This window comes from Arthrobacter sp. THG-b23 (assembly GCF_059091265.1).
This window is the reverse complement of the sequence record NZ_JBNHGM010000002.1, coordinates 84592-108708: the sequence shown is the minus strand read 5'-3', so window position 1 is coordinate 108708 and position 24117 is coordinate 84592. Positions and strand designations below refer to the sequence as shown.

21 protein-coding genes are annotated in these 24117 nt (G+C 68.7%); 5 read left to right on the top strand and 16 right to left on the bottom strand.

The features are described 5' to 3' along the window. Positions 1–38: 38 nt before the first annotated feature. Entirely contained in the window at positions 39–2186 is a 2148-nt protein-coding gene (locus tag AC5RVD_RS04255) for an amylo-alpha-1,6-glucosidase (protein ID WP_494126457.1), read from the bottom strand. Between the two features lie 374 nt (positions 2187–2560). Between AC5RVD_RS04255 and AC5RVD_RS04250 the strand changes: the two genes are divergently transcribed. The 3 genes from AC5RVD_RS04250 to AC5RVD_RS04240 all read left to right on the top strand — a co-directional run bounded on the left by AC5RVD_RS04250 (position 2561) and on the right by AC5RVD_RS04240 (position 3613). Continuing rightward, positions 2561–2914, top strand: coding sequence for a DMT family transporter (locus AC5RVD_RS04250; RefSeq protein WP_493988780.1), 354 nt, complete (start codon positions 2561–2563; stop codon positions 2912–2914). After that, a complete protein-coding gene (locus tag AC5RVD_RS04245) occupies positions 2911–3231 on the top strand; it encodes a DMT family transporter (RefSeq protein ID WP_494111849.1) in 321 nt (106 codons plus the stop codon). The genes AC5RVD_RS04250 and AC5RVD_RS04245 overlap by 4 nt, the downstream gene beginning before the upstream one ends. 73 nt (positions 3232–3304) lie before the next feature. Then, a complete protein-coding gene (locus AC5RVD_RS04240) occupies positions 3305–3613 on the top strand; it encodes a hypothetical protein (protein ID WP_494111850.1) in 309 nt (102 codons plus the stop codon). Positions 3614–3635: 22 nt separating this feature from the next. Here the strand turns inward: AC5RVD_RS04240 and AC5RVD_RS04235 are convergent, their stop codons facing one another. Next, positions 3636–4490 (bottom strand): TspO-related membrane protein, encoded by an 855-nt coding sequence (locus tag AC5RVD_RS04235; protein WP_494111851.1) that lies wholly within the window; start codon positions 4488–4490, stop codon positions 3636–3638. Between the two features lie 26 nt (positions 4491–4516). Then, positions 4517–5176 (bottom strand): DedA family protein, encoded by a 660-nt coding sequence (locus AC5RVD_RS04230; RefSeq protein WP_494111852.1) that lies wholly within the window; start codon positions 5174–5176, stop codon positions 4517–4519. Positions 5177–5222: 46 nt separating this feature from the next. On the opposite strand from AC5RVD_RS04230, the gene AC5RVD_RS04225 reads away from it, so the two are divergent. Then, a complete protein-coding gene (locus AC5RVD_RS04225; protein WP_494111853.1) occupies positions 5223–5744 on the top strand; it encodes an O-acetyl-ADP-ribose deacetylase in 522 nt (173 codons plus the stop codon). Here the strand turns inward: AC5RVD_RS04225 and AC5RVD_RS04220 are convergent. The 4 genes from AC5RVD_RS04220 to AC5RVD_RS04205 all read right to left on the bottom strand — a co-directional run bounded on the left by AC5RVD_RS04220 (position 5741) and on the right by AC5RVD_RS04205 (position 9852). Then, the gene (locus tag AC5RVD_RS04220; protein ID WP_494122011.1) at positions 5741–6589 is read right to left on the bottom strand and encodes an FRG domain-containing protein; all 849 of its coding nucleotides are present in this window, start codon (positions 6587–6589) and stop codon (positions 5741–5743) included. The two genes, AC5RVD_RS04225 and AC5RVD_RS04220, sit on opposite strands and share 4 nt — an antisense overlap. Continuing rightward, complete coding sequence (locus AC5RVD_RS04215; protein ID WP_494126113.1) at positions 6589–7386, bottom strand: MBL fold metallo-hydrolase; 798 nt, start codon at positions 7384–7386, stop codon at positions 6589–6591. Before AC5RVD_RS04215 ends, AC5RVD_RS04220 begins: the two co-directional genes overlap by 1 nt. Before the next feature lie 7 nt (positions 7387–7393). Continuing rightward, positions 7394–8275 (bottom strand): manganese catalase, encoded by an 882-nt coding sequence (locus AC5RVD_RS04210; RefSeq protein WP_493988788.1) that lies wholly within the window; start codon positions 8273–8275, stop codon positions 7394–7396. Positions 8276–8826: 551 nt separating this feature from the next. After that, the gene (locus tag AC5RVD_RS04205) at positions 8827–9852 is read right to left on the bottom strand and encodes an SDR family NAD(P)-dependent oxidoreductase (protein ID WP_494126112.1); all 1026 of its coding nucleotides are present in this window, start codon (positions 9850–9852) and stop codon (positions 8827–8829) included. A 219-nt stretch (positions 9853–10071) separates the two neighbouring features. Between AC5RVD_RS04205 and AC5RVD_RS04200 the strand changes: the two genes are divergently transcribed. Continuing rightward, a complete protein-coding gene (locus AC5RVD_RS04200) occupies positions 10072–10551 on the top strand; it encodes a DUF4383 domain-containing protein (protein WP_494111857.1) in 480 nt (159 codons plus the stop codon). Between the two features lie 40 nt (positions 10552–10591). On the opposite strand, the gene AC5RVD_RS04195 is transcribed toward AC5RVD_RS04200, so the two are convergent. The 9 genes from AC5RVD_RS04195 to AC5RVD_RS04155 form a co-directional block, all read right to left on the bottom strand. Further along, complete coding sequence (locus AC5RVD_RS04195; RefSeq protein ID WP_494111927.1) at positions 10592–11530, bottom strand: pseudouridine synthase; 939 nt, start codon at positions 11528–11530, stop codon at positions 10592–10594. Positions 11531–11575: 45 nt separating this feature from the next. Beyond that, positions 11576–13528 carry a DUF6541 family protein gene (locus AC5RVD_RS04190; protein WP_494126111.1) on the bottom strand — a complete coding sequence of 651 codons (1953 nt, stop codon included), beginning with the start codon at positions 13526–13528 and terminating at the stop codon, positions 11576–11578. Positions 13529–13699: 171 nt separating this feature from the next. Then, positions 13700–14488, bottom strand: a complete 789-nt coding sequence (locus tag AC5RVD_RS04185) for an Fpg/Nei family DNA glycosylase (protein WP_494126110.1) — start codon at positions 14486–14488, stop codon at positions 13700–13702. Further along, positions 14481–19418: an Lhr family helicase gene (locus AC5RVD_RS04180; protein WP_494126109.1), complete on the bottom strand. Its 4938-nt coding sequence runs from the start codon at positions 19416–19418 to the stop codon at positions 14481–14483. Before AC5RVD_RS04180 ends, AC5RVD_RS04185 begins: the two co-directional genes overlap by 8 nt. A 76-nt stretch (positions 19419–19494) precedes the next feature. Next, on the bottom strand, positions 19495–20142 hold the full coding sequence (locus AC5RVD_RS04175; RefSeq protein ID WP_494126108.1) for a DUF4232 domain-containing protein: 648 nt from the start codon (positions 20140–20142) through the stop codon (positions 19495–19497). An 85-nt stretch (positions 20143–20227) separates the two neighbouring features. After that, positions 20228–20944 (bottom strand): YcnI family copper-binding membrane protein, encoded by a 717-nt coding sequence (locus tag AC5RVD_RS04170; RefSeq protein ID WP_494126107.1) that lies wholly within the window; start codon positions 20942–20944, stop codon positions 20228–20230. A gap of 97 nt (positions 20945–21041) precedes the next feature. Beyond that, entirely contained in the window at positions 21042–21509 is a 468-nt protein-coding gene (rlmH, locus tag AC5RVD_RS04165; RefSeq protein ID WP_494126106.1) for a 23S rRNA (pseudouridine(1915)-N(3))-methyltransferase RlmH, read from the bottom strand. Further along, complete coding sequence (locus AC5RVD_RS04160) at positions 21506–22375, bottom strand: thioesterase family protein (protein ID WP_494126105.1); 870 nt, start codon at positions 22373–22375, stop codon at positions 21506–21508. Before AC5RVD_RS04160 ends, rlmH begins: the two co-directional genes overlap by 4 nt. Positions 22376–22462: 87 nt before the next feature. Beyond that, positions 22463–24109, bottom strand: coding sequence for a flagellar export protein FliJ (locus AC5RVD_RS04155; protein ID WP_494126104.1), 1647 nt, complete (start codon positions 24107–24109; stop codon positions 22463–22465). Between the last annotated feature and the right edge of the window lie 8 nt (positions 24110–24117).

Genomic DNA, 24117 nt, shown 5'->3' with positions numbered 1-24117 from the left:
CGGGCGGCGCGGCCGCCAGAGCCGTCGACGAAGGCAGCTCATCTGTCGCCTGCGGAGCTTTCCGACCCTTCGGACTCCCGGCCGCCGAGCACCAGCAGCTCCGCCAGCGGCGAGCGCGCGCCGCGACGCACCCTAACCCCTGGAGCCAGGCCCTCCACCGTGAAGGTTTTGCCTGTGGCGGCCAGGGACACCCGGGATTTACCGAGCAGCAGGTTGTCCGCCCGGAACGAGCCGAAGTCTTCCGGAATCTCAGGAGCGAGCCACAGCTCGTCCGCCGGGAGATACGGGTCCAGGCGCAGGAGCATGCGCATCAGATGGACCGGCGAGGCGGCGGCCCAGGCCTGCGGCGAACAGGACGTGGGGTAGGGCACCGGCACGTCGTATTCATCCCGGTCGAAACCGCAGAACAGTTCGGGCAGCCGTCCGCCGAAGCGAACGGCCGCATCAAAGAGCCCGCCGGCCACCTTGCGGGCCTCCTCGACAAACCCATAGCGCATCAGCCCGCTGGCGACCAGGGTGCTGTCATGGGGCCACACGGAGCCGTTGTGGTAGCTGACCGGGTTGTAGGCGCCCATGTCCGATGCCAGCGTCCGGATCCCCCAGCCCGTGAACATCTCGGGGGACATGAGCCGGGCGGCCACCTGCGGTGCCTTGTCGTCATCGACGATCCCTGACCACAGACAGTGCCCCATGTTGGAAGCGCAGGCGTCCACCGGCCGCTTCTTCCCGTCCAGTGCCACGGCGTAGTACCCCAGGTCGGGGAGCCAAAAGCGCTCGTTAAACTCCTCTTTCAGCCTTTCCGCGCGGCGCCCCCACTCGGCGGCCAGGTCCTGATCACCGGCCGCTGCGGCCAGCAGACCGCGGCCAATGTAGGCGCTGTACACATACCCCTGCACCTCGCACAGGGCGATCGGCGGCTCGGCCATCCTGCCGTCGGCGAAGTTGATGCCGTCCCAGGAATCTTTCCATCCCTGGTTGAGCAGGCCGTGGGGAACGGCACGGTCGTATTCCACAAAATCGTCACCGTCCCGGTCCCCGAAGTCCCGGATCCAGTCCAGCGCCCGGTCCGCGTGCGGCAGCAGCGACTGCAGGACGTCCTGCTCCATCCCCCAGCGGTTCAGCTCGGACATCAGGATGACGAAGAGGGGAGTCGCGTCCGCCGTCCCGTAGTACGCGGCGTGGTCGCCGAGAACCACTCCGGCCGCTACGCCCAGGCGCACCTCGTGGAGAATCCGTCCGGGCTCCTCCTCGGTGTCGGGATTGATTTTGCTACCCTGCCGTGCGGCGAGCGTCTGCAGCGTCCCGCGTGCCAGTGAGGGGTCGACGGGCAGCGCCATGTAGGCGGATAGCAGCGAGTCCCGGCCGAAGAGCGCCATGAACCATGGGGCTCCGGCGGCAACCACGGCGCGTCCCGGATGGGCGGGGTCGAAGATCCGCAGCGCACCTAGATCCTCGTGGCTTCGCCGGAGCACCGCCTCGATGTCGGTATTGGCAATGTCCAGCTGCGGCGTCGATTCTCCCCAGGCCCGGTGGCGGCGTGCCGCTTCAAGGTCGGCGACCGAGCCGCTTGCGGCGAACGGCTCCGCGGGCCGGTCCTGTTCCACCAGCGGGGTGACGATGACGCTCGTGGACCACTTCCCGCGCGCCGGGATGATTGCCTCGAAGTGGAGCACGTCCTCGTTCACAGCTGCGCCGCGCCCGTGCACGAGGATGCCGCGCCGGCGGCCGCGGCGAACGGCTTCGAGCTGCATCTCATCACCGTGGACCTGCCTGACCAGCTGCGCCGCAGGCGCCGCCCGCCCGCCTTTCACGTCAAAGAGGTCGGCAAAATCGGCCTCCACCCGCAGCTCCAAGACGCACTTCGCCGGCAGGGCCGAGTGATTGGTCACCACAAGGTCCTCGCGCAGGCCGGCCCCTACCAGCCGTTCGCGTTCCACCACCAGTTGGGAGTCGGCGAGCCCGTCCGCGCGGCGGGCCCGCCCGACGAAGAGCGCACGGTACGGCTCCAAAACGCGGGAAAGAAGGGGCTCGAGCGGAAGCGCGTTGACGGTCAGGCACCAGCCGGACAAGATCCGGGTGTCCTGGTAAAAGGCGCCTTGTGTCAGGCCGGGATACATGTCGCCGCCGGCCGAGGAGATACAGAAGGACGAACCTTCCACCACCGTTACCGCGCCGCCGGAAGCCATCGGCCCGGCCGCGGTATCGGCATTCCAGCCACTGCTGGACTGCGCCTGATCCGGCGAGGCGCTTTCTTGTTCGGGGGATGCAGGGGTGATCGATTGCTTTTTCACAGTTGACCCTCTTGAACTGCGCACAGCGGAACCCTGGTGCTGAAACCGGCTGCTGAAGAGGCTGCTCCCGGCAGCCCGCCTCCAGCGGTTTCTCTTTATTTGATGTTCTGCCGGATTAGTACGTCAAGATGGCGGCTCCAGGATTCCCGTTCGGCGTGCCTTTTGGCCACGTGGACCCGGACCGCGTGCGTCACATTTCCCCCGCCGATCCTTGCTCCGAGCGTGCAATGGACGGCGGAACCTGTTGTGCTGGTGGGGGAGGTCGATGAATGAAGAACTGGTTGCTCCTCGCGGGCGCGATTGTGTGTGAGGTGGTGGCGTCCCTGTCATTGAAGGCAGCTTTGGAAGCGCCGGCGATGTACGCGGTGGTAGTCGTCGGCTACGTCACGTCGTTCGCGCTCCTCGCCGCCGTCCTGCGCGCGGGAGTGCCCGTCGGGGTCGCCTACGGGATCTGGGGCGCGCTCGGCGTCGCCCTCACGGCTGTCCTGGCGGCAGTCCTGTACCAGGAACCGCTGACGACCATGATGGTTGCCGGCATGGCGCTCGCCGTGGCCGGAGTGGTGCTCGTGCAATGGGGAGGGCACCGGGCCGCGGTGCGCCGGGCAGAGCAGGCGCGTACGTGACGGCCTGGATCTTCCTCGCCATCGCGATCGTTGTGGAGGTAGCCGCGACCCTCTCGCTGCGGGCCAGCATCGATGGGCACAAAGCGTGGCTGGTGGCCGTGGTATCCGGCTACCTCGTCGCCTTTACATGCCTGTCCTTCGCCCTGCGGCACGGGCTGGGAATCGGAATTGCCTACGGCATCTGGACCGCCTGCGGCGTTGCCCTGACGGCGGTGGCCGGCAAGTTCCTCTTCGACGAACCGCTCACCAAGCTGATGGCGGCCGGAATCGTGTGCATCGGCGCCGGCGTGCTTTTGATCGAACTGGGTTCGCCGTGACGCCTGCCCGCCACACGGAAGACGTGCCGCTGACCGCCGGTTCGGCAGGCCCGGACGCAGCTAAAGTTGAGGGATGCCGTCCTTCCGCGCCCAGTTGAACATCACCGGACTGCGGCCGGGTCACCGTCCGGAAGCGGTGATGGAGGCCGCAACGGCAGCCGTCGGTTCCGCCCACGTGGTGGAAGCAAACCAGCTGGACGTGGTGGCAGGCGTCCCGCGGATCACCGTCCGCTTCACGGTGGACGCCAACGCTTACGCCGCGGAGAACCGCCAGGCCTTGCAGGCGGGAGCCAACATGCGCCACGCGGTTGAAGAAGTCGCCAGCACCACCGGACTGGCCGTACTGCGCCGCTCACGCGGCAAGTGGGGCCCGGTCCGCTAACGGGAACCCCCGCCGCGCCGGGTCAGTCCAGCGGTTTGCCCCGGCGGATCGCGAGGCGCTCGGCATGCCCCACCTGGAACCGGCGGGACATGCCGCACACGAGCACGAAGAACAGGCCGAAGCCGGCCGCCATGGCCACGGGCGCGGACGGCGAATCACCGAGGAAACGGTCGTAGAGCAGCCAGCCGAGGCCCCAGCAGACTGCCAGTACCACCGCCATCCGACCGCGGCCGGTCATGGCCGCCACGGCTGCCGAGAAGGACACCGCCGCCACCGCCAGCACGGCCCAGGCCTCGGCGCCCCAGCCGAACAAATCGGCGCCGCGACCGGTCAGCCAGCCCGCGGCATCGACCGCCGCTGCCAGCAGTGTCCAGCCGGTGAACAGGCCGATCGGAGCATCCGCCAGGAGGGCTTCCGCCGGTTCACGGGCGGGATGGCGGGTCAGTCCGTAGACCGCCAGGCCAAGGGATGCCAGCACCAGCAGGGTAAAAATCAGCGTCAGCCCCGTGTGTCCGGCCTGCGCGGCCACGACGCCGGCCGCGTTCAGCAGCATCGCCGCCGCGACCGGCCACCCGGTGGAGCGCTGCCGCGCGGACTCGCGCACTGCCGGCCACCACTGGAAGATCGTGTAGCCAAAGAGGCCCAGGTAGATCAGCGACCAGATCTCGGCTGCCCGGGCATCGAGCGACAGCAGGGTCACGTCGGGGTAGAGCGAGCCGCCGGCCGCATCATGGACCGGAGTGCCGCCGAGCAGGCCCACGCTGCTGAAGCCTGCCAGCAGGCAAATGACCAAAGCGGCGGTCACAGCACACTGGCGTGCCAGGTCGGTGGCCGGCACGGAACGGAGCTGCCGGGCCGGAGGCAATGCGGCATTCATCAAGGGTTCCAGGGCAGGCGCAGGTTTCACTCTGCTCCCAGATCGGCGGCGGGGGACGCGGCGGGGCGGGGGGCAACGGCGTCGGCAGCGCCCCCGGCAGGCCGGTAGGTCCGCCGGCGGAGGCCGATGACCGCCGCGGTCACCGAAGCCACCAGGACGCCCACCCCTGTCCCGATCAGGATGTTGACCCAGAACGGGAAGGCGGACACGCTGCCCGCGACATAGCCCAGCCCGATCATCCATGCGGCCCACAGCACCGAGCCGGCGGCCGACGCGAGCAGGAACGGCTTGAACGGTACGTCGGCCAGCCCGGAGGCCGCCACCGCCGCCGTGCGGCCGCCCGGGATGAAACGGGCTGCCACCACCGCGGCATAGGTGGAGGATTCGCCGGCTTTGCTCAGCGCCATCGTCACGCCCCGGTCGATCATCCGGCCCCAGCTGTGACGGTTAAGCCAGGCGTTGACGCCCCGCTGGAAGAGCAGGAAGAGCAGGAGGTCGCCCAGCCAGCTGCCCAGCACCGCGGCCAGCACTACCAGCGGCAGGATCAGCTCGCCGTTGGCCAGCAGGGTGCCGCCGCCGATTACCATCACTTCCGACGGAGAAGCGGGCATCGCGGCGTCGAGGACGACCAGCAGCAGCGTCATGGGGTAGTACACCCACTGCAGCGGCCCCTCGGGAATCTCCATTCGCCCAATCTATCGGGAATTCAGGCCCGGTGGCAGACTGGAAAAGATGGAAATACGCATCCTTGAAGGGGACATCACCCAGCGCCAGGTGGACGCCATAGTGAACGCCGCAAACTCCAGCCTGCTGGGCGGCGGGGGAGTGGACGGGGCCATCCACGCAGCCGCGGGACCGCAGCTGCTGGAAGCCTGCCGCCGGCTGCGCGCCACCGAACTGCCGGACGGGCTGCCGCCGGGCCACGCGGCGGCCACCGAGGGCTACTTCCTGCCCGCCAAGTGGGTGATCCATACCGTGGGGCCCAACCGCCGCGCCGGCCAGACCGATCCGGAGACGCTGGCCAGCTGCTTCCGGGAATCCCTCCGCGTGGCCGATGAGTTGCGGGCCGAAACGCTGGCGTTCCCGGCGATCGGTGCCGGCGTCTATGGCTGGGACGCGGAGACGGTCGCCCGGCGCGGCATCGGCGAGGTTCTGAAGTACGACGGCGGCGGGATCCGGGTGGTCGAATTTGTCCTGTTCTCTGCCGGGCTGGCCGAGACCTTCCGCAGCGTCCACGCGGAACTGGGCGCTTAGCCTTTATCGCGAAGGCCGTAGTAGCGGCGCAGCCACAGCGAAAGACCGTCCAGGCCCGGGAAGAGCACCCGTTCATTGACGTTCGCCTGGTCGAGGTGGTCCCGGATGCGCCACTTGAGCGTTGCCGGGATGATGACCTTGCGGTAGATGCCGGGGTGGCGCTCCAGCCATTCGTCCAGGCCCGCCGATGAATCCGACATGGTGGAAAAGATGGCCGCCTGGTTCACGATCCGCTCGTCCAGCGACGGCGGTTCGAAGAACAACGGCACGCTTCGCCCGTCCGCGTCCGTGAAACGGTCGAACTCATCCAGGGTGAAGGCCGCCCGGGAGAGGACATCGGTGGTGAACAGGCCGCCGCCCAATGACTCGACGGCCGCGCGCAGTTCCTCGGGCAGCGTGCGGTGGGCCGCCGCATAGTCGACGCACCAGATGGCGCCGTCCTCGTCATATCTGCTGGTGTCCCGGGTGGCGAAGTGCAACGCCACATAGGGCGAATGCGACCAGTCCAGCAGACGGGTCGGCAGGCCATGATGCTGGGCCACGCTGAGCCAGTTCCAGTCCGAGTCCCCGGGCGAGGTGTCCCGGTGGGCGTACTTGCGGAAGTTGCGCAGGATATGCCGTTCCACGGCGGTTTCGGACTCCCCGCGCAGCCGGACCAGCCCGGTGGAAAGCTTCCGGGCGGCGGAGGTGTGGCCGCGGTAGGCAACTGTCGGCCGGAACTTCCCCTGGGAGGACTGCCAGCGGCTCTCGGTCAAGGCCGCGATCAGGCCAAACAGGTCGTCGCCGTCCGCGTGGACGACGGACTCCTGTCCGCCTCCCGCAGGCGCAGGGCCGGTTGCGGCCATCAGGAGGGTCCGCGTTCGATGGCCTGCTGCACCGCGGAAGCAATGCCGCCCGCGAACGGCTCCCCGTGGCCGGGCAGGGCGATTCGTGCATCCGTCTGTGCCAGGGCCTGGAGCGACTGCAGCGCTTGCCGGGTGTCGGCGGTGGCCGCGGCAGATACTATGTGCGGGCCGCGGGTGCCGGTATAAGGATCGAGCGTGACCAGTGCGTCGCCGGTGATCAAGGCTCCGCGCTCCGGGAAGTGCAAGGCACAGTGCCCGGCGGTATGTCCGGGAGTCGGCACGATTGTTGGTGAGCCGGGCAGCGTTGCGGCAGCACCGTCGTCGAGCGTCCGCAGGTCCTTGACCCCCTTGACCATGAGCGCGCCGGCGGCGGTCATGCGGCTCAGGATCGGGATGCACCGGGGATATTTGACCGGGTAGAGCAGGCGGCTTTTCTCGTGCTTGTACCGGTACGGGTGGGCGGCGATGTAGTAGTCGCCCGGATGGCAGTACACCGGGACGTCGAGGTCGTGCTGCAGCCGGGCGGCGAACCCCACGTGGTCGAAATGGGCGTGCGTCAGCACCAGGGAACTGATGTCGCGGGGCGAACGGCCCAGCTCCCGGATGGCTGCCACGGTCATCTTCCACATCGCCGGCAGCCCGGCGTCGACCAGCATGATCCCGTCGCCGTCCTCGACGATGTAAAGGTTCACATCGGCATGGGCGACGCGGTGGATGTTTTCGGCGACGTTGCGCTGGAACATGTTTTCCTTTCGCAGAGTGAGGATCCCCGCGGCGTAGCGGCCGCGGGGATCCATGGCCTTGCTATTCCTTGCGGAGCTTGTCTTGTACTGCCCCGGCCGTCTTTTCCACCAGGTTAGGAACCTCGGTGGTCCCGTAAAAGCGGGTGTCCGGGTGGGTCGGCTTGGGCATTGGGGCGCTGGTGGTGGCCGAGTCGTGGTAGGTGAACTCGCCCTTGCCGTCGGGGGAAGGTCCGCTGGCCCAGGAACCTTCCGCCGCCGCGGCGCCGTCGGAGAAGTTTTGGTACTGGTAGGCCACGTCCCGGTTCTCTTTCGACAGCGGGAAGTTGCTCGGCACCGGCAGGGTCTCCGAGCCCTCCTCCTGGAGTTCGCGAGCCGCGGCGATCCACTGGTTCTGGTGCATGGTGTCCCGGGCGAGGAGGAAGGAAAGCAGATCGCGAACGCCGTGGTCGTCGGTCATGTGGTAGAGGCGGGCCACCTGCAGCCGGCCCTGCATCTCGGCGTTGGCGTTGGACGTGAAATCCGCGAGCAAGTTGCCGCTGGCGGTGATGTAGCTTCCGGACCAGGGGTTTCCGTTGCTGTCCACCGGCCGGGCGCCCGCGCCCGCGACGATGGCGTGCTGGACGTCCGTCCCGCCCACGACGGCGGCGATCGTCGGATCTGACTGGACCGCTTCGTCGGTGATGCCCAGCGGGGATTTTTCCAGCAGCTGCGCGATCATCTTGGCCAGCATTTCCACGTGGCCGAACTCCTCCGCGGCGATGCCGAAAAGCAGGTCCTTGTACTTGCCCGGGATGTGGATGTTCCAGGCCTGGAAGCTGTACTGCAGGGCGACCGTGATTTCACCGTACTGCCCGCCCAGGACCTCCTGCAGTTTCCTGGCGTAGACGGCGTCCGGCTGGTTTGGTTCGGCCTTGTACTGGAGCTCTTGTTTATGGAAGAACATGTGCGGTGACCTCCGCGAGAAGGGCCCGCCGTCGATACTGCCAACTCATCGGTCTGGGTTGGCCCACGTGCGGGCCGGATGCCTTCCACGCTAGGCACGCGGGATTTAATAAGCAACCTTACTGACCGGCCTTGGGGCGTCCCGGCTCCGATTGGGAACAATGCTCCGGCGGCAGGCGGGTTGCGACGCCAAGGCATGGTTTTCCAGTGTCCCGTGCGGCACAATTGCCCCAGATCCACTGCCCCCAGGATCACCCCGACGGCGAGAGGTATCCCCTATGCGCCCGGCAGGTCTGGCCATCGCCCACGGCGTGTTTAATGCGGCCTTCGGGATGTGGCCGCTGCTGCACTACCGCAGCTTCGAAGCGGTCACCGGGCCGAAAGCGGAGCCCTGGCTGGTCAAGACCGTGGGCGGCCTGATGGTGGCGGCGGGGCACGCACAGATCAGGGGCGCACGGACTGCCGGCGGCGTCGCCGCTGCCCGGCGGATCGGCATGGGCTCGGCTGCCACCTTTGCAGCCGTCGACGTGTTCACCGCGGTGCCCGGGCGCATCAGCAGGATCTATCTTTTCGACGCCGTGGTCGAAGTCGGGTGGCTCGCCGCTTGGGCGCTTGCCGGGCGCTCCGGTAACCGGCCACCGCCAGCCCGGCCAGTCCTCCGGCCATCACTCGGGCACTTCCCGAACGCCATTTCCCGCTGACCCTGTTCGACGGCGGATCCGGGGCGAAAACCGTCCCTGCCGACGGTGCTACGCCTTTGCCCCGAAGCGCCAAGGTGTCCATGAGTGGTCCCGACACGCGGTCGTGCAGGCCCGGGAACCAGCGCTGGAACGGAATGAACACATGCTGGAACCGGCCGACCACCACCTGGCGACGGGGCTTGAAGGCCATCCGTGTGATGACCCGGGCCACCCGGTAGGGGCTGACGACCGGCGGGAGGGGGTGGACGCTGCGCCCGGTGTAGTTGGCCGCATGCTGGAAGATGGGCGTGTCCACGGTCGCCGGCAGCACGGTGCACACGTGGATGTCCTTCTCGCCCAACAGCTCCTGCCGCAGCGCGTTGGCCAGCCCCAGCAGCCCCGACTTGCTGGCCACGTACGCGGACACGTAGGGGGTGCTGATTTTGGAGTAGACCGAGCCGACGAGGATCAGGACTCCCTGCCGCTGCCGGCGGAATTGCGGCAGCACGGCCCGGATGCTGGCTGCCTGGCCCAGCAGATTCGTCTCGACCATCTTCCTGAAGACGTCGGCCGGCGTTTGTTCGAACGTCCCGTAGCCATAAACGGAGGCCGCTCCGATCCACACGTCGATCCGCCCGAACCGGTCCAGCGCAGCCTGGACCAGCCTCTCGGGGCCGCCCTCATCCGTGATGTCGGTGGGCACCGCGATCGCCTGTGCCCCCACCCGTGCGCAGTCAGCTGCCACTTCGTCCAGGCTGGAAGCGCTGCGCGCAGCGAGCACCAGGGACGCTCCGCGCTTGGCCAGGCTTCGGGCCGTGGCCCGGCCGATTCCGCTGGAGGCTCCGGTGATCACGGTGACCGGGCCGGTGGCCCGGCCGCGGGGCGATTGTTCTGCCAAAGCTCCTCCTCAACTGGTCCTCCATCGGAGGTGGCATCAGCGTAGACCGCGGCACCTGGTCTGGCTAGGAGCCGAAGCATGCAACCGGTCGAAATTCAGGTGGAGCCTGACCGCAGGGGTTAACTAGTAAGCAAGCTTATTGTAAAGTGATTTGATCAGGGTCCATATCGAACGGCGCCGAGGCACGCACCTGCCGAGGCGTCAGATGGGAAGATCGCCATGGCAAGAGAAGGCAACATCCAGGCCCGAAGCACCGGAAGGACTCCGCTCCAGACCGCGGCAATGGTCTTCGGTGCCGTTTTTCTATTGATCGGGCTCCTGGGCTTCATCCCCGGAATCACCTCGAACTATGACCAGATGGCATTCGCGGGACACCAGTCCGAAGCCTTGCTCTTGGGAGTGTTCCAGGTCTCGATTCTGCACAACATCGTCCACCTCCTGTACGGCGTGGCAGCGTTCGCGCTCGCAAGGACGGTTTCCGGTGCCCGGAACTTCTTCATCTGGGGTGGCGCGGTCTATCTGGTCCTCTGGCTGTACGGCCTGTTCATCGACCAGCAGAGCGCAGCCAACTTCGTGCCGTTTAACACCGCGGACAACTGGCTGCACTTCGTCCTGGGCGTGGTCATGATTGCCCTGGGCCTGCTGCTCGACCGCCGGCGGGACACCAGCGCGCGCGGAACCGCTGCCGGCCGCGCATGATGGCGCCGGGGGATGTGGCCCACTAGGCCCGCGTGGACGCTCAGGCGCCGCTGGCGGAACTCGCGCCGGCGGCGCTTGGCGCTGCCCACTCGGACAGTTCCAGTTGGCTGCGGTATTCCACCGGGCGCCCGCTGATCGGGTCGGTGAAAGAGATGCCGCGGGCCAGCAACTGCAGGGGACGCGCGAAGTCGTCAGGAGCTTGGTCCAGCAGCACCGGGTAGAACGGGTCGTGCAGGATCCCAATACCCAACGAAGCCAGGTGCACGCGCAGCTGGTGGGTCTTCCCGGTGTGCGGTTCCAGTTTGTAGCGGCCCAACCGTCCGCGCTGTTCCAGCAGCTGTATCCGGGTCTCCGCGTTGGGTTCTCCATCGACGACCTCGGCCAGCAGGTAGGTGCGGGACTTGACCATGCGGTTCCGAACCGTATGCGGGAACTGCAGCCGCGGATCCACCGGGGCTACGGCCTCGTACTCTTTGTGCACCTGGCGCTTTTCGAACAGCACCTGGTATCGGCCCCGGCTCGCCGGGTTGGTGGAGAACAGCAGGACACCGGCAGTGAGCCGGTCCAGCCGGTGCATGGGAATCAGATCCGGAAGGTCTAGCCGGCGGCGGAGCCGGACCAGCGCTGACTCCTGGATGTAGGTGCCGCCGGGGGTGGTGGGTAGGAAATGGGGCTTGTCCACCACCAGGATGTTCTCGTCCTGGTGGAGAATGCTGATCTCGACCGGCAACCGCTTCTCACGGGGCAAGGTCCGGTAGTACCAGATGAAAGTGTGGGCATCGAGCGGCGTGGTCCGGTCAAGCACCGCTCCGCCTTCGCCGACGATCTCGCCGCGGTCGAACCGGTCCCTGATGCCGTCCGGATCCACATGGCCCCACCGATGCAGCATGTAGTCCAGCGCCGTGTCCCAGGGCCCCTCCCCGGGCAGGCGCAGGCGGGTGGCGTTGACGCCGTCGCGCACCGGTAGCGGGGATTCCATCACCCATCAAGGGTACCGGTTGACCTCCACCCGGAACCGCAACCCTCAGGGGCAGCCGGTGACCTGGTAGAGCTTTGCCTCACCCTCGGAGTCCACCAGCTCGAATCCGTTGGCCTCGGTCAGCTCCTGCAGGCCCGGCACCGAGCTTGTCTCGCCGGGATGCACCGAGTGGTTTCCGAAGTCCAGCACGAACTGCACGTTCTGCGCCTCGACGGCCGCGCAGACCGCCGGATCCGTCCGCATCTCGTCCAGCTTGTCCATGATGAGCTTGCCGTCCACCCGCGGCGAAGTGGTCCCCGACGGGACCAGCGCGGGACGTCCCGTGTAGGCGTAGGACAGCGAGGCTCCGGTCAGCGGGTCGCCGGCGATCACCGCGTCTTCCGGAACGCGGTCAGGAATCCGCTTGATCAGCGTCAGCTCGTCTGTGGTGAGCAAGTGGGAGCTGTCCGTAAAACGGTACTTGGCGGCGGCTTCGGAAATGCCCCGCTGCACAGCAAACAGCGGTACCACTGCCAGGCTGACGACCACCAGCACAGCGGTGGCGGCCGGCCGGAACCACGCCGGCTGCTTCTTCTCGCGGCGGGCCAGCGAGGCCCGGAAGAAGGACCGCGCGGTCCCGGCCAGCGCGACGCCGCCGATGGCAGCGATCAGCAGTCCGGCCACCGGAAGCATGGCGCTGATGCGGAAGAAGTCGTTGTACCAGATGCCGGTCACCCACCAGCGCAGGCCGGGCATCTGGTGCCAGTTGCCGATCACGTAGAGGGCGGCGGCAACAGCGTACATTGCCAGCGCGAAGCGGTTTTTGCGCAGGTTGAAGACGACCGCGGCTCCCACGATCGTCAGGACCGTCGCCAGGATGGCGATGGGGCGCTCGAGCGGCGAATGCAGCACCACATCGCCCAGGGCCGCGGCGGCGTTCCCCAGGTTGTCCCAGTTGGTGCTGCTGCTGCGGGCGGGCCGGAGCGAAATCCAGAGCACGACCAGCACCACCAGGTAGGCGGCGGTGCCCGCCAAGGCGCGCCGCCGCCGTCGTTGTTCTCCGGAGCGCAGCGCGGGGTGGGCGGCCGCGAAGACCGGCGGCACCGAGAGCGCGAGCAGTCCCATGATGGTGGCGGGATGGGACAACGCCATGCCCGGCAACAGCCCGATCAGCAGCAGCACGTTGCCTTCCGTTGACACACGCGTGTGAACGCCCACCCGGAGCAGTTGAAGCACTACCCCCAGGGCGGCCGGAAGCATGGCGATGGAGAGCATGAAGGGATAGACGACGCCGAACTCCAGCAGCAGGTAAGGGAAGCTGCTGTAGGCGAGCGAGAGCACGGCGGCGACCAGCAGCGGCATGGTGCGTTCACCGGTGATGCGGCTGACCAGGAACAGGCAGCCGCTGCTCCAGATGCCGGTGATCAGCACCAGGTTGGTGATGTTAATGGCGGCCGCGGGCTGCAGCCCGGCGGTGATCATCACCAGGGAGACCACATCGTGCCAGCCCGCCGGATAAAAGGTGCCCCGGTCCGTGGTGCCCAGGTAGCCCAGCGTCAGCGAGGAGGCGTTGCCCGAGTCGGAAATGTAGCGCAGCGCGTTGAGGTGGAAGATGTTGTCGTGCGACTGCGCGATGTTGTCCGGTGCGCCGAAGATCCAGATCATGGCTGCCGCCAGCGGCACCGCCGACACGGCCCAGGCCGGCACGACCGACCGCCAGGGCGCCGGAAGGTCCGGTGCTTCCGGATCGCGGTGCAGGCGGTGTCCAACGCTGCGGCGGAGCAGCCAGAGTATGACGGCCACCAACACGGTCACGGCCAGCAGTTGGGGCCAGGCCCAATCCAGCCCGAGCAGGCGGCCAAGCTCGGCGGCGACCACAATGGCGGTGACGCCGAACGGGCCGGCCAGTGCGACCAGGGATAACCGGCGCAGGCCGAGCACTGCGCCCCAGAGCAGGCCGGGTCCGAAGACGAGGACGATAGCCAGCAGCGCGGCCGGAATCGTCTGCAGCCAGCTCATGGGCCCCCTTCGTTGGTTATCGTCACCATATTACGGTTTGTGCTGCCCGACCGCCGTCGCGGCAGGCCTGCGAGGACCTGGCGGGCAGGTCGCGAGGACCTCTGACCCGGCCGCCAAGAGGTCATGTCGGGCCGAGTCCTCGGGGGCGGGGCTGCGGCGGCGAAGAGTCGGTCAGGGAGTCAGCGGCTGGCAGTGCGGGCAGAAGTAGACGTCACGGAGATCCGCGGCCGTGTTGCCCTGGAGGTCGTGGGCAATAGGCGTGCCGCAGCGCGCGCAGGGGCGGCGCGCCCGGCCGTAGACCCAGAGCGAACCGCCCCGGGCGGGGGCGCCGGTGGTGCTGCGCATGCCGCGGTCCTTGTTGGCCTCCAGCAGTTGCTTGGCCTTCTGCACCATGCCGGGCAGATCCGGCACCTGGGCCACCGGGGTCGACGGGTGTACCCGGGCGAGGAAGCAGACCTCGCAGCGGTAGATGTTGCCGATCCCGGCGAGGTTGCGCTGGTCGAGCAGCGCCAGTCCGATCGGGCGGTCGGGCTCCTGCCGCAGCCGCCGCAGCGCTTCGGCCGCATCCCAGTCGGGCCCGAGCAGGTCCGGACCGAGATGCCCCACCAGCGTGTCCTCCTCGGCCCGCGGCACCACGTCCAGCGCCGCCAGCAAGAAGCCGACGGCCGTCGTCGTCGTGGTGGTCAGGACGAGGCGGGCCTGGAAGGCGGGCTTGCGCCAGCGCTCGCCGGGTTGGTAGATCTGCCAGCTGCCGTCCATGCCCAAATGAGAGTGCACGGTCAGCGCGCCCACCCGCATCAGCAGGTGCTTGCCGCGTGACCGGACGTCGTCAATCGTCTGCCCGGACAGGTCCAGGGTGGCGTAGCGTGGCACCCGGAAATCGCTGCGGGTCAGCTGCCGCCCGGCCAGCGCGCCGTGCAGACGCCGGGCCGCCCGCCAAACGTTGTCGCCCTCAGGCACGGAACCTCAGCCCGCGCGGGGTGGAATAGAAACCGGCGTCCATCAGGGCGCGGGCCAGCGGCGTGTCCAGGATGGTGGAGCCGTTGACCTTTTCGACGGCCATCTTGTCCGCGGCACCGCGACGGATCACCTGCACCAGGGCCCGGGCGCACAACGCCAGCGCCTCCTCGTCCTCGGTGAAGGCCAGGAGCGTCTTGCCGCCGCGTTCCGCGTAAAGGGCAAGCTCTCCGTCCACCAGGACCACCAGCGCGCCCGCCTTGCGGCCGGGCCGGTGGCCGGAGTCCTGCGGCGGCCACGGCAGGGCGGCACCATACGGATTGGCCGGATCGGTCGCCGCCAGCGCCACGGCCGCCGGCGGCTGCTCACCGAGCTGCGCGTCGCGGCTGAAGGAACGCAGCCGGTCAACGGTGGGGGAGACCCCGAACTGGGCCGCCCCGAGGTGTTCGATGAAGTAGCCTCGGCGACAGCGGCCGGTTTCCTCCAGTTTGCCCAGCACCTTGTACATCAGGCCGAAGCCGCCCGGGACCGACTCGGCGGCCACCGAGCCGCGGGTGACCACGCCGTAGCGGTCCAACAGCAGTTCGGCGGTGGCATGTGCGCGCACGGTGGGATCGGCCTCCGGGGCAGGCAGCAGCGACCAGCGCCCCGCAACGGTCGGGGGCGCGCTGCGCGGCTGGCCGGGACCCTTGCCGGTACCCGCCCCGGCGCCGGGTTGCAGCCCGGTCCCGTGCAGTCCGTGCAGGCGTCCGATCCGTCCCAGCCGCGCCGACCGTGCCCGCGGCGGTGCATTGCGCTGCCGGTGCGCGGTTGTCCCGCCGGCCAGCAGCGAACGCACCGGGGCGAACGTGTCATTGGTGATCCGTCCGGCCCACAGCAGTTCCCACAGCGCGCTGCTGACGGCGTTGTCACCCGGTTGGGTGCCGTTGGCCGCGAGCAGGTCGGTGAGCTGCCGGAAAAAGTAGGCGCCGCCGTAGCCCCCGGTTCCGGAGAGCGCGTTGAGGAGTTCGTATTGCAGCACGCTGGGTTCGAAATCCGGCTGGGGATTCAGCGTCAGGTGCGCGGCGTCGGCCAGATGCAGGCTGATCCAGCCGTCGTTGCCGGGCATCGACCCGGCGCCGGCGATCAGGATTTCGCCCGTGGCGGTCAGCTCGTCCAGCATGGCGGGGGCGTAGTCGCTCACGCGCGAGGCCAGGATGAGCGGCTCCCAGGCCGACGCAGGGATGGGTACCCCGGACAGCTGGTCCACCACCGTGACCACGCCGTCCAGTCCGCGCAGCTTCGCTCCGACGTTCTGCCAGGTTGGCAGGAAGCGGCCGTAGGTGGCGGGATCAACCGGTTCGACTTCCTTGCGCAGGGCGGCCAGTGACCGACGGCGGATCTTGCGCAGCACCTCGACGTCGCACCATTCGGTCTGGTGCTGATCCGCCGGGATCGGAGAAGCCACGTCGGCCGTACCCTGGGCGCCAGCCTCTGGAGCGGCCGGTGCGCCGCCGGGGCGGAACTCGCCTTCGACCACCCGGCCGTCTTTAAGCAACCGCTGCAGCGCGGTATGCACCACGGCAGTGCCCAGGCCCAGCCGCCGGGCGCATTCGGCGGCGGTGAAGGGGCCATGGGTTCGGGCGTAGCGGCTGACCAGGTCGCCGAGCGGGTCGGCGACCGGCTCGATGAACGCCAGCGGCACGCCCACGGGCAGCGGCACCCCGAGTGCGTCGCGGAGCCGGGCTGCGTCTTCCACAGCTGCCCAGTGCTCGGCGCCGGCGACGCCCACCTTCAGGGCGCGGTTGGCCCTCGCCAGTTCGGCGATCAAGGGTTCGACGTCGGCGATCGCGACGGGCGCGCCGGCCGCGGGGACCGATCCGTTTGCCGATTCGTGCGTCGAACCGGTCACCGGTCCGGTCACCGGTCCGGTCACCGGTTTGTTCACCGGTCCATTCACCGGTTCGGCGGGCAGGACGCGGGCGGCGATCTCCGCCGTCGTCAGCGGTCCCAGCAGACGCAGCAAGTCGGCGATGCCCTCCGCGCCCCGCACCTTGCGGTCCTCGGTCAGCCGCTGCAGCTCCTGCTCGGTCCGTTCGATGATCCCTTCGTCCAGCAGTTCGCGCAGCTCGGCCCGGCCCAGCAGGTCGTTGAGCAGGCCCGGGTCCAGCGACAGCGCCGCGGCCCGGCGCTCGGCCAGCGGGGAGTCGCCTTCGTACAGGAAGCTGGCCACGTAGCCGAAGAGCAGCGAGCGGGCGAACGGCGACGGCTGCTGGGTGGTGGTCTCCACCAGGCGCAGCTCGCGGCGGTCGATCCCGGCGGCAATCTCCTTGAGCGCGGGCAGGTCGTAGACATCCTGGAGGCATTCGCGCACCGTCTCGAGGATGATCGGGAAGGTGGGGTACTTGCGTGCCACGTCCAGCAGCTGGGCGGAGCGCTGGCGCTGCTGCCAGAGCGGGCTGCGCTTGCCCGGATTCTTGCGCGGCAGGAGCAGGGCGCGGGCGGCACATTCCCGGAAGCGGGAGGCGAAGAGCGCGGAACCGCCCACCTCCGCGGTGACGATCTGGTCCAGTTCCTCGGGATCGAAGAGGAACAGTTCGGCGCCGGGAGGCTCGTCCTCCATCATCGGCACCCGCAGCACAATTCCGTCGTCGGCGGCCATGGCGGACCCGTCCAGCCCGTACCGTTGATGCAGCCGGGCACCGACGGCCAGCGCCCAGGGTGCGTGGACGGGCATGCCGAACGGGCTGTGCAGCACCACGCGCCAGTCGCCAAGCTCGTCGTGGAAACGCTCCACCACCAGAGTGCGGTCGCTGGGAACATCGTTGGTGGCCTGCTGCTGCTCGGCCAGGTATGCCAGCAGGTTCCCCGCAGCCCAGTCATCCAGCCCGGCGGCGGCCAGCCGCTCGCGGGCCGGCTCCTCGGCCGTGCCGGACAGTTCCCGGACGAAGCGGCCCAGGGCCCGTCCGAGTTCCACCGGCCTGCCCAGTGAATCGCCCTTCCAGAACGGCAGCTTGCCCGGCTGCCCGAAGGCAGGGGAGACCAGCACGCGGTCGTAGGTGATGTCTTCGATCCGCCAGCTGGTGGCGCCCAGTGCGAAGACGTCGCCCACGCGGGACTCGTAGACCATCTCTTCGTCCAGCTCGCCCACCCGGCGGCCGCCGCGGTTTTTCGCGTCCTCGGAGCCCACCAGGTAGACGCCGAACAGCCCGCGGTCCGGGATGGTCCCGCCGGAGGTCACGGCGAGCCGCTGCGCGCCGGGCCTGCCGGTGATGGTCCCGGCGATCCGGTCCCAGACGATCCGCGGGCGCAGTTCGGCGAATTCATCGCTCGGGTAGCGCCCGGCCAGCAGGTCCAGGGTGGCCTCGTAGGCGGAGCGCGGCAGCGTGGCGAAGGGCGCGGATCTGCGCACGACGTCGAACCATTCCTCCACGTCGACGGCGCCGAGGGCGGTCGCGGCCACGGTCTGCTGGGCGAGGATGTCCAAAGGATTGGCGGGGATGTACAGGGGCTCGATCCGGCCGGCGAGCATCCGCTCGACCGTCACCGTGGTGTTGACCAGGTCCTGCCGGTGTTTGGGAAACAGCACGCCCTGCGAGACCTCGCCGACCTGGTGCCCGGCACGGCCCACCCGCTGCAGTCCGCTGGCCACGGACTGCGGGGATTCCACCTGCACCACCAGGTCCACGGCACCCATGTCGATGCCCAGCTCCAGGCTCGACGTCGCGACGACGCAGCGCAAACGCCCGGACTTCAGGTCGTCTTCAATCTGGGCGCGGGCCTCCTTGCTGACCGAGCCGTGGTGGGCACGGGCGAGGACGGCGTCCGCGCCGGAGACGGAACCGGCCTGGGCCATGATCTGGGCCGGCGGCTTGGTTTGGGTGCGGGAGCCGGAACCCGAAGCGGGACCGTTTTCCGCAGGGCCGTCATTGGCGGCGGTGCCCCAGACGTCTTCGCCGGGCAGCGGGAGGGACTCGCGTTCCGTCCAGATTTCGTTAAACCGGGCGGTGAGCCGTTCGGCCAGGCGGCGGGAGTTGGCGAAGACGATGGTTGACCGGTTCTCGGCGATCAGGTCCACAATCTTCTCTTCGACGTGCGGCCAGATGGAGGCGGGCTGGGCGCCGGGCCCCAGTTCCTCCTGGCTCGGGGAGACCAGCGCGGTCATGTCCTCCACCGGCACCGTGACCGTCAGGTCCCACGACTTCCGGGCGGGCGGGGCGACGACCTCCACCGGGGAGTTGCCGCCCAGGAACCGGGCCACGGTATCCAGCGGCTCGACGGTCGCGGAGAGGCCGATCCGCTGGGCGGGCCGCTGCAGCAGGGCGTCCAGCCGTTCCAGGGTGACCGCCAGGTGTGCGCCACGTTTGGTCCCGGCCACGGCGTGCACTTCATCAATGATCACGGTGTCCACCGACGCCAGGGTCTCCCGCGCCCTGGAGGTCAGCATCAGGAACAGCGATTCCGGCGTCGTGATCAGGATGTCCGGCGGGTGGGTGAGCAGCCGGCGCCGTTCATTGGCCGGGGTGTCTCCGGAACGGACGCCGACGGTGATGGACGGGGCTGGCAGGTCGAGCCGTTTGGCGGTCTGCGTGATGCCGATCAGCGGCGCGCGCAGGTTCCGCTCCACGTCCACACCCAGCGCCTTCAGCGGCGAGATGTACAGTACCCGGGTGCCGCGGGACTCCTCGCGGGGGGCTCGTCCCCGCTTGGGGGCCGCTTCCGGAACAGCGACGGGAAGTTCAGGCTGCGTCTGGGCCCTGGAGATGAACGTGTCCAGCGCCCAGAGGAAGGCGGCCAAGGTCTTGCCGGAACCGGTGGGCGCCACCACCAGGGCGTGCGAGCCGGCGGAAATGGCGTTCCACGCCCCGGCCTGCGCGTTGGTGGGCGCGGCGAAGGCACCGGCGAACCACTCGCGGGTGGCCGGACTGAAGCGTTCGAGCACAGACGTCGTCATACCGATGTCTTGAGCCTAGCGGCCGGCACCGACGGTGTGCAGTTCCCCGCGTGCAGTTCGCGGAGCGGAGAGGCGGCTACGGGGCCTGGAAGGTGCCCACGGTCATCAGCACCACGGAGTCGTCCGAGCAGCCGACCGTCTCCTGCTTCGCGACGACCGATTCCTTCTGGTTCGGCGGGTAGACCCTGACTCCCGCCACGTCCGTCAGTCCACATTCCTCGCCGTAGTTCTGCGCGTTGGTTTGCTGGAGCTGCGCCTCGGCGGTTCCGCCCGGTTGCAGCGTGACCGCCACCGCCTCTGCCTCCGGGTCCCGTTCGGCCGGTGCCCCCACCTGCCCACCGTCGGCGTCGAGATAGGAGACGCCCGGGTACCCCTGGAGCGTGCAGGACTCGCCGCCGGTGTTCGTCAGTACCAGCGTGCGGTAGACACTGCCGGCGGCCCCGGCGCCAACCTTGGTTTCGATGGCCGCCTCCAGCTGGCCCGCCCGGCAGGAACCGTCGGCGGCGCTGCCGCCGGCCTCCGGGGACGGAGTGACGCTTCCGGTTTCGGTGGCGCTTCCGGTTTCCGGGGCGGGTGCAGCGGACGACGACGGCGCGCTGGGCGCGGGGGCGGAAGACGCAGGTTGGGTGCCGGGTTCCTGAGCCGCTTGGCCGCATCCGGCCAGCAGCAGGGCGGATCCAACGAACAGGGCCGCGCTGGCGGGGCGGATTCGGAAACGATTCATCATGGTCATATTAAACACCGCCGGCCGGCCGGTTCCCGCGTGGGACTCCTGCCGGCCGGCTGACCGTCGATACCGGGCTGTAAGGTCAGGCCTTCTTGCGGGTTCGGGCCAGCGCGGTCACGCCGGCAGCCAGACCCAGCACCCCGGCGCCGAGTCCGGCCCAACCGGCCACCGCTGCCGCGCCGTTGCCCGATGCCGAGGTCGCGCCGGCGTCGGGAGCCGCACCACCGTCGTCGTGCCCTCCGTGGCTGTTGACGGATGCTTCGCCGATCACGAACGACGGAGCCGGGGAGTCCAGCTCATGGGGATCCTGGCCCTCCGCGGGCAGCTCGGCCCAGTCGGTCTCCCCCTTCTCGCAGGTCTGCAGGGTGGGGAAGGCCAAGCTCTCGCCGGGAGCATTGGGCAGCAGCACCTGGAGCTGCAGCGCGTCGCGCAGCCCGTCCGCCACCGGTTCCTTGGCCGTGTAAACAATCTGGCTGACCCGCTCGGTGACGGTGGCTCCGCTGTCCAAGGTCTTGGGGGCATCCAAGGTTTCGGTCACCTTTTCGACCTCCCAGTTGGGGTGCGCGGTCGGCGTGGCGTCCACCAACTGCTCGGGCAGCGAGATCGCAACCTTCGTGGTCGGAGAACCCTCACACCCATGCGCGAAGGAGAACGTCAGCACCGAGCTGCTGCCGGCGGCGTTGTCCTCGGGCGTGACGCCGACGTGCGCGGAGGCCGCGCCGGCGCCAACAAGCAGCAGGCCAGCCATGGCGCCGATGGCCAGTACGGAGCGAAGGGCAGTGCGGGGAATGGTAGTCACTGGAGTGCCTTTCAGGAGGCGGCGGGCCGCGGCCGGATTCGCAGGGGAGGGTCGCGGCGACTGCCGTCCACCGGCCAAAGGGCACTGCGCTCGCCGGTCATTCATGGTGGTAGGGCCTCCCGCCGGCGATCTCCTGGGCGCGGTAGAGCTGCTCCATGAGGATCAGCCGGACCAGCTGGTGCGGGAAGACCAGCTTGGAAAGGGACCAGACGAAGTCGGCCCGCTGGTGGATCGAGTCGTCCACCCCGTACGCTCCGCCGATGATCAGTGTGACGTTGCGGGAGCTGTCCAGCGGCTGCTGGAGCGTGCGCGCCAGCGTGGGCGAATCGATGTTCTTGCCGCGTTCATCCAGCAGCACAACGAAGTCGTTGGCGTGCTTGCCGCTGAGCTTGGCCAGCAGGGTTTCGGATTCTTCCTTGCGCGCCGCGTCATGCTCGCGGGATGAATGGGGGATCGGCTGCCAGATGACGTCGAAGGGCTTCTTCATCCGCTTCTCGTAGCGGTCGATTCCCTCCGCCACCCATGACTCGTGCTTGCGGCCGATGGTCAGGATGCGCAGGCTCATCCGGTTGTTCCGGGGAACTTGCGGACGGTCAGGATCTGGGAGGCGCGGCCCACCGCACCCTGTTCGTCGAACAGTTCGGTGTCGGTCAGGCCGACGCCGTCGGCGCCAAAGGTCACGCGGGTGTCCAGGCCGGTCCACTCGCCCTGCGGCTGGCGGAACAGGTGGATGGTCAGATCCAGGTTGGGGAACATGTACTCGCGCGGATCCTGCCGCACCGCAATGCCGTTGGCGGTGTCCACGATGCTGACGAAGCGGGCCAGCGGGTCGCTGTCCTCGCCCTGCACCAGCGGGTGCAGGGTCCGTCCCCAGACTGTCCGGTTGCCGGGACCGAGGTCGGCCGCGGTGCGGAACTCCGTGGCCCGGATAAAGCCGCCGTCCCAGACGCTGGTCATGGGCGCCGGGGGACAGCCATCGGGTCCGGGAAGAGGCCGGCTGAAGGTGCCGGCGACATCGGCCGTATTGCCGGTGACCAGCCGCCAGGCCTGGGCGCGGATGGCCGTGCGGCCCTGCGCGGTGAAGGTGGCCTCCAAGAGTTCGATCGTCTTGCCGGGTCGAAGGACCCGGGTCTGGATCTCGAACGCGCCGCCGTGGATGATGCCCAGGATCTCGAAACTGATCCGGCTCATCACCATCTCGGGGCGGGGATGGTTGCGCAGCAGTTCATGCACGATCAGGCCGGAGGCCGGTGCCATGTGCTGTTCGTGGTCGTTCCACGCACCTTGGGAATGCAGCGTGGAATGGAAGCGCCCGCCGTCCAGGCGGACGTAGTAGGCGTCCGGAACTGCACGTCCATCGGCGCCGAGGTGCTCCGTGGCGGCAGCGCCCGCAGTGGTGGCAGTGGCGGCGGTGGCGGTGGAATCAACCATGCCACCACTCTAGCCAAAGCCAGCGGGAGCCCTGGCTTCCGGCACAGCGGGCTCCACGCGGCCACGCCGGGACCGCTGCCCCTTGGATCAGCGTTGGCCCGCAGGGCGGGGATCGGCCGGGGGTGTCGGGGCGACGGGCTTGGCCGGCGGCGCCCAATCCAGGATGGCGGGCGCGCCTATCGCGTCACAATCCGCGGGCTCGGGCCGCGAGGGCTCCTGGGGCGGCGTGGGCTTTTCCGGCTGCTGCTCCTCCTTGTCTTCGTTGCCCCTGTTCTCTTCAGCTTCTTCCAACGCCTTCCGGTACTCCTCCAGCGCCTTCTCGTACTCCTGTTGCGCCGTTTTGTACTCCTGCTGCGCGTTCTTGTACTCCTCCTCCGCGTTCCGGTTGTCCGCTTCGCACTGCGCCAGCGCGTTCCGGTAATCGGCCCGTGCATTGTCCTGCTGGGTAAAGAATGCCGAGCGCTCCGCCAGCGCCTGCTGGTAGACGGCGTATTCGGCCCAGTAGTCGTTCCACCGTGCCGCGATCTTGTCCCACTCCTTGTTCACTTTCGCGACCGCGGCGGCGTAGTCCTTGTACTCCTTCACATCGGTCCGGTATCGGTCGTAGGCGGCCCAATAGTCCAGCACGCTCTGTTGCCATTTCCTGGCGCCGGCGGCGAGTTTCGACTCCGTGGCGTGGACACGCTCCCGGTTGGCGGCGGCTGCTTCCCTGGCGTCAAAAGGCACCGGGGACATGCCGGTGAACTCCCAGCCGCAGCCCGGCCCGGTGGCGTCCTCGGTCAGCAGGTGGACCTTCGCCGACCTGGCAGGCTCTTCCGCAGGGCTCTTCGGCGGCCGGGGGAGCTCCCGCGCCTCCGGCATCAGCGGCCAGACCGGATAGACCGGCACTGCCGCCGGCTTGGCCGGCTTGACCTTCAGATCGGGCGCCGGGAAGGAGACGGCTTTGTAGTCGGCGTCGGCCGGTGCCTCCGGCAGCGGGACGGCGCGGATGGACACAGTGCGGGTGGCCGTGAGCGGCTGGTAGCCGGCCGTCGACCAGGGGGACCGGGCAGCGTCGCCGGCTGTGGATTCCTGGTCGGCACAGACATCCGCGAGCGCTCCCGCCAGCTTCTTGTCCAGTTGCTTGGCCAGTTTCTCCAGCGGCGCGGCTGCCTCTCCCACCACGAAGGCCAGCACGTCCCCGCGCCGGAAGGTGAGCACCTGCATGGCGCCGCGGCCGTTCTTAGCTGTGTAGGCCAGGTGGGCCTGGACCCCTGGGCCTTCCAATTCCTCGCCGCGGACACCGATCGCCGGCCCGGCGCAGTCGGCCGCGTTCTCCACCAGCTTGTCCATCGCTTCGGCGCCAAGGCCGGCGGTGTAGGCAGCGGCGAGCACCTGCACGCTCTCGTTGCCCACCCTGAATGAACGCGACAACGCCACCGAGGGAGCCGTACCGACATCACACGCATAGGGCACCGGCAGCGCAACTCCGCGCTCCAGCGGACCCTCCGGTTTCCACTTCTTGGGAGGTTCGGCCAGCAGCCCGGTCAATGAGGTGGAGGCAGGGCTATCGGTGAGCACCGCGCTGATCGCCGCCGGCGAGGCAGGTTCGGCAACCGCCGGAGCCTGCTCCTCGGTAAAGAACATCGGCATGCCGGATGCCTGCAGCGCCGCCAGCCCGGACCCGGTGAGCGAAGCCAGGCAGATTGCACCGGTGGCCAGGGCAAGAGCCGGATGTTTTTCAAAAGTAGACATCGTGGCTC

Bases quoted from the DNA above. Each gene is read 5' to 3' on its own strand.
- AC5RVD_RS04225 (WP_494111853.1), top strand. From the start codon at position 5,223: ATGGAAATACGCATCCTTGAAGGGGACATCACCCAGCGCCAGGTGGAC.
- AC5RVD_RS04220 (WP_494122011.1), bottom strand. From the start codon at position 6,589: ATGGCCGCAACCGGCCCTGCGCCTGCGGGAGGCGGACAGGAGTCCGTC.
- rlmH (WP_494126106.1), bottom strand. From the start codon at position 21,509: ATGAGCCTGCGCATCCTGACCATCGGCCGCAAGCACGAGTCATGGGTG.
- AC5RVD_RS04175 (WP_494126108.1), bottom strand. From the start codon at position 20,142: ATGAATCGTTTCCGAATCCGCCCCGCCAGCGCGGCCCTGTTCGTTGGA.
- AC5RVD_RS04190 (WP_494126111.1), bottom strand. From the start codon at position 13,528: ATGAGCTGGCTGCAGACGATTCCGGCCGCGCTGCTGGCTATCGTCCTC.
- AC5RVD_RS04215 (WP_494126113.1), bottom strand. From the start codon at position 7,386: ATGGATCCCCGCGGCCGCTACGCCGCGGGGATCCTCACTCTGCGAAAG.
- AC5RVD_RS04230 (WP_494111852.1), bottom strand. From the start codon at position 5,176: ATGGAGATTCCCGAGGGGCCGCTGCAGTGGGTGTACTACCCCATGACG.
- AC5RVD_RS04255 (WP_494126457.1), bottom strand. From the start codon at position 2,186: ATGGCTTCCGGCGGCGCGGTAACGGTGGTGGAAGGTTCGTCCTTCTGT.
- AC5RVD_RS04250 (WP_493988780.1), top strand. From the start codon at position 2,561: ATGAAGAACTGGTTGCTCCTCGCGGGCGCGATTGTGTGTGAGGTGGTG.
- AC5RVD_RS04195 (WP_494111927.1), bottom strand. From the start codon at position 11,530: ATGGAATCCCCGCTACCGGTGCGCGACGGCGTCAACGCCACCCGCCTG.
- AC5RVD_RS04235 (WP_494111851.1), bottom strand. From the start codon at position 4,490: ATGAATGCCGCATTGCCTCCGGCCCGGCAGCTCCGTTCCGTGCCGGCC.
- AC5RVD_RS04160 (WP_494126105.1), bottom strand. From the start codon at position 22,375: ATGGTTGATTCCACCGCCACCGCCGCCACTGCCACCACTGCGGGCGCT.
- AC5RVD_RS04240 (WP_494111850.1), top strand. From the start codon at position 3,305: ATGCCGTCCTTCCGCGCCCAGTTGAACATCACCGGACTGCGGCCGGGT.
- AC5RVD_RS04155 (WP_494126104.1), bottom strand. From the start codon at position 24,109: ATGTCTACTTTTGAAAAACATCCGGCTCTTGCCCTGGCCACCGGTGCA.
- AC5RVD_RS04180 (WP_494126109.1), bottom strand. From the start codon at position 19,418: ATGACGACGTCTGTGCTCGAACGCTTCAGTCCGGCCACCCGCGAGTGG.
- AC5RVD_RS04210 (WP_493988788.1), bottom strand. From the start codon at position 8,275: ATGTTCTTCCATAAACAAGAGCTCCAGTACAAGGCCGAACCAAACCAG.
- AC5RVD_RS04200 (WP_494111857.1), top strand. From the start codon at position 10,072: ATGGCAAGAGAAGGCAACATCCAGGCCCGAAGCACCGGAAGGACTCCG.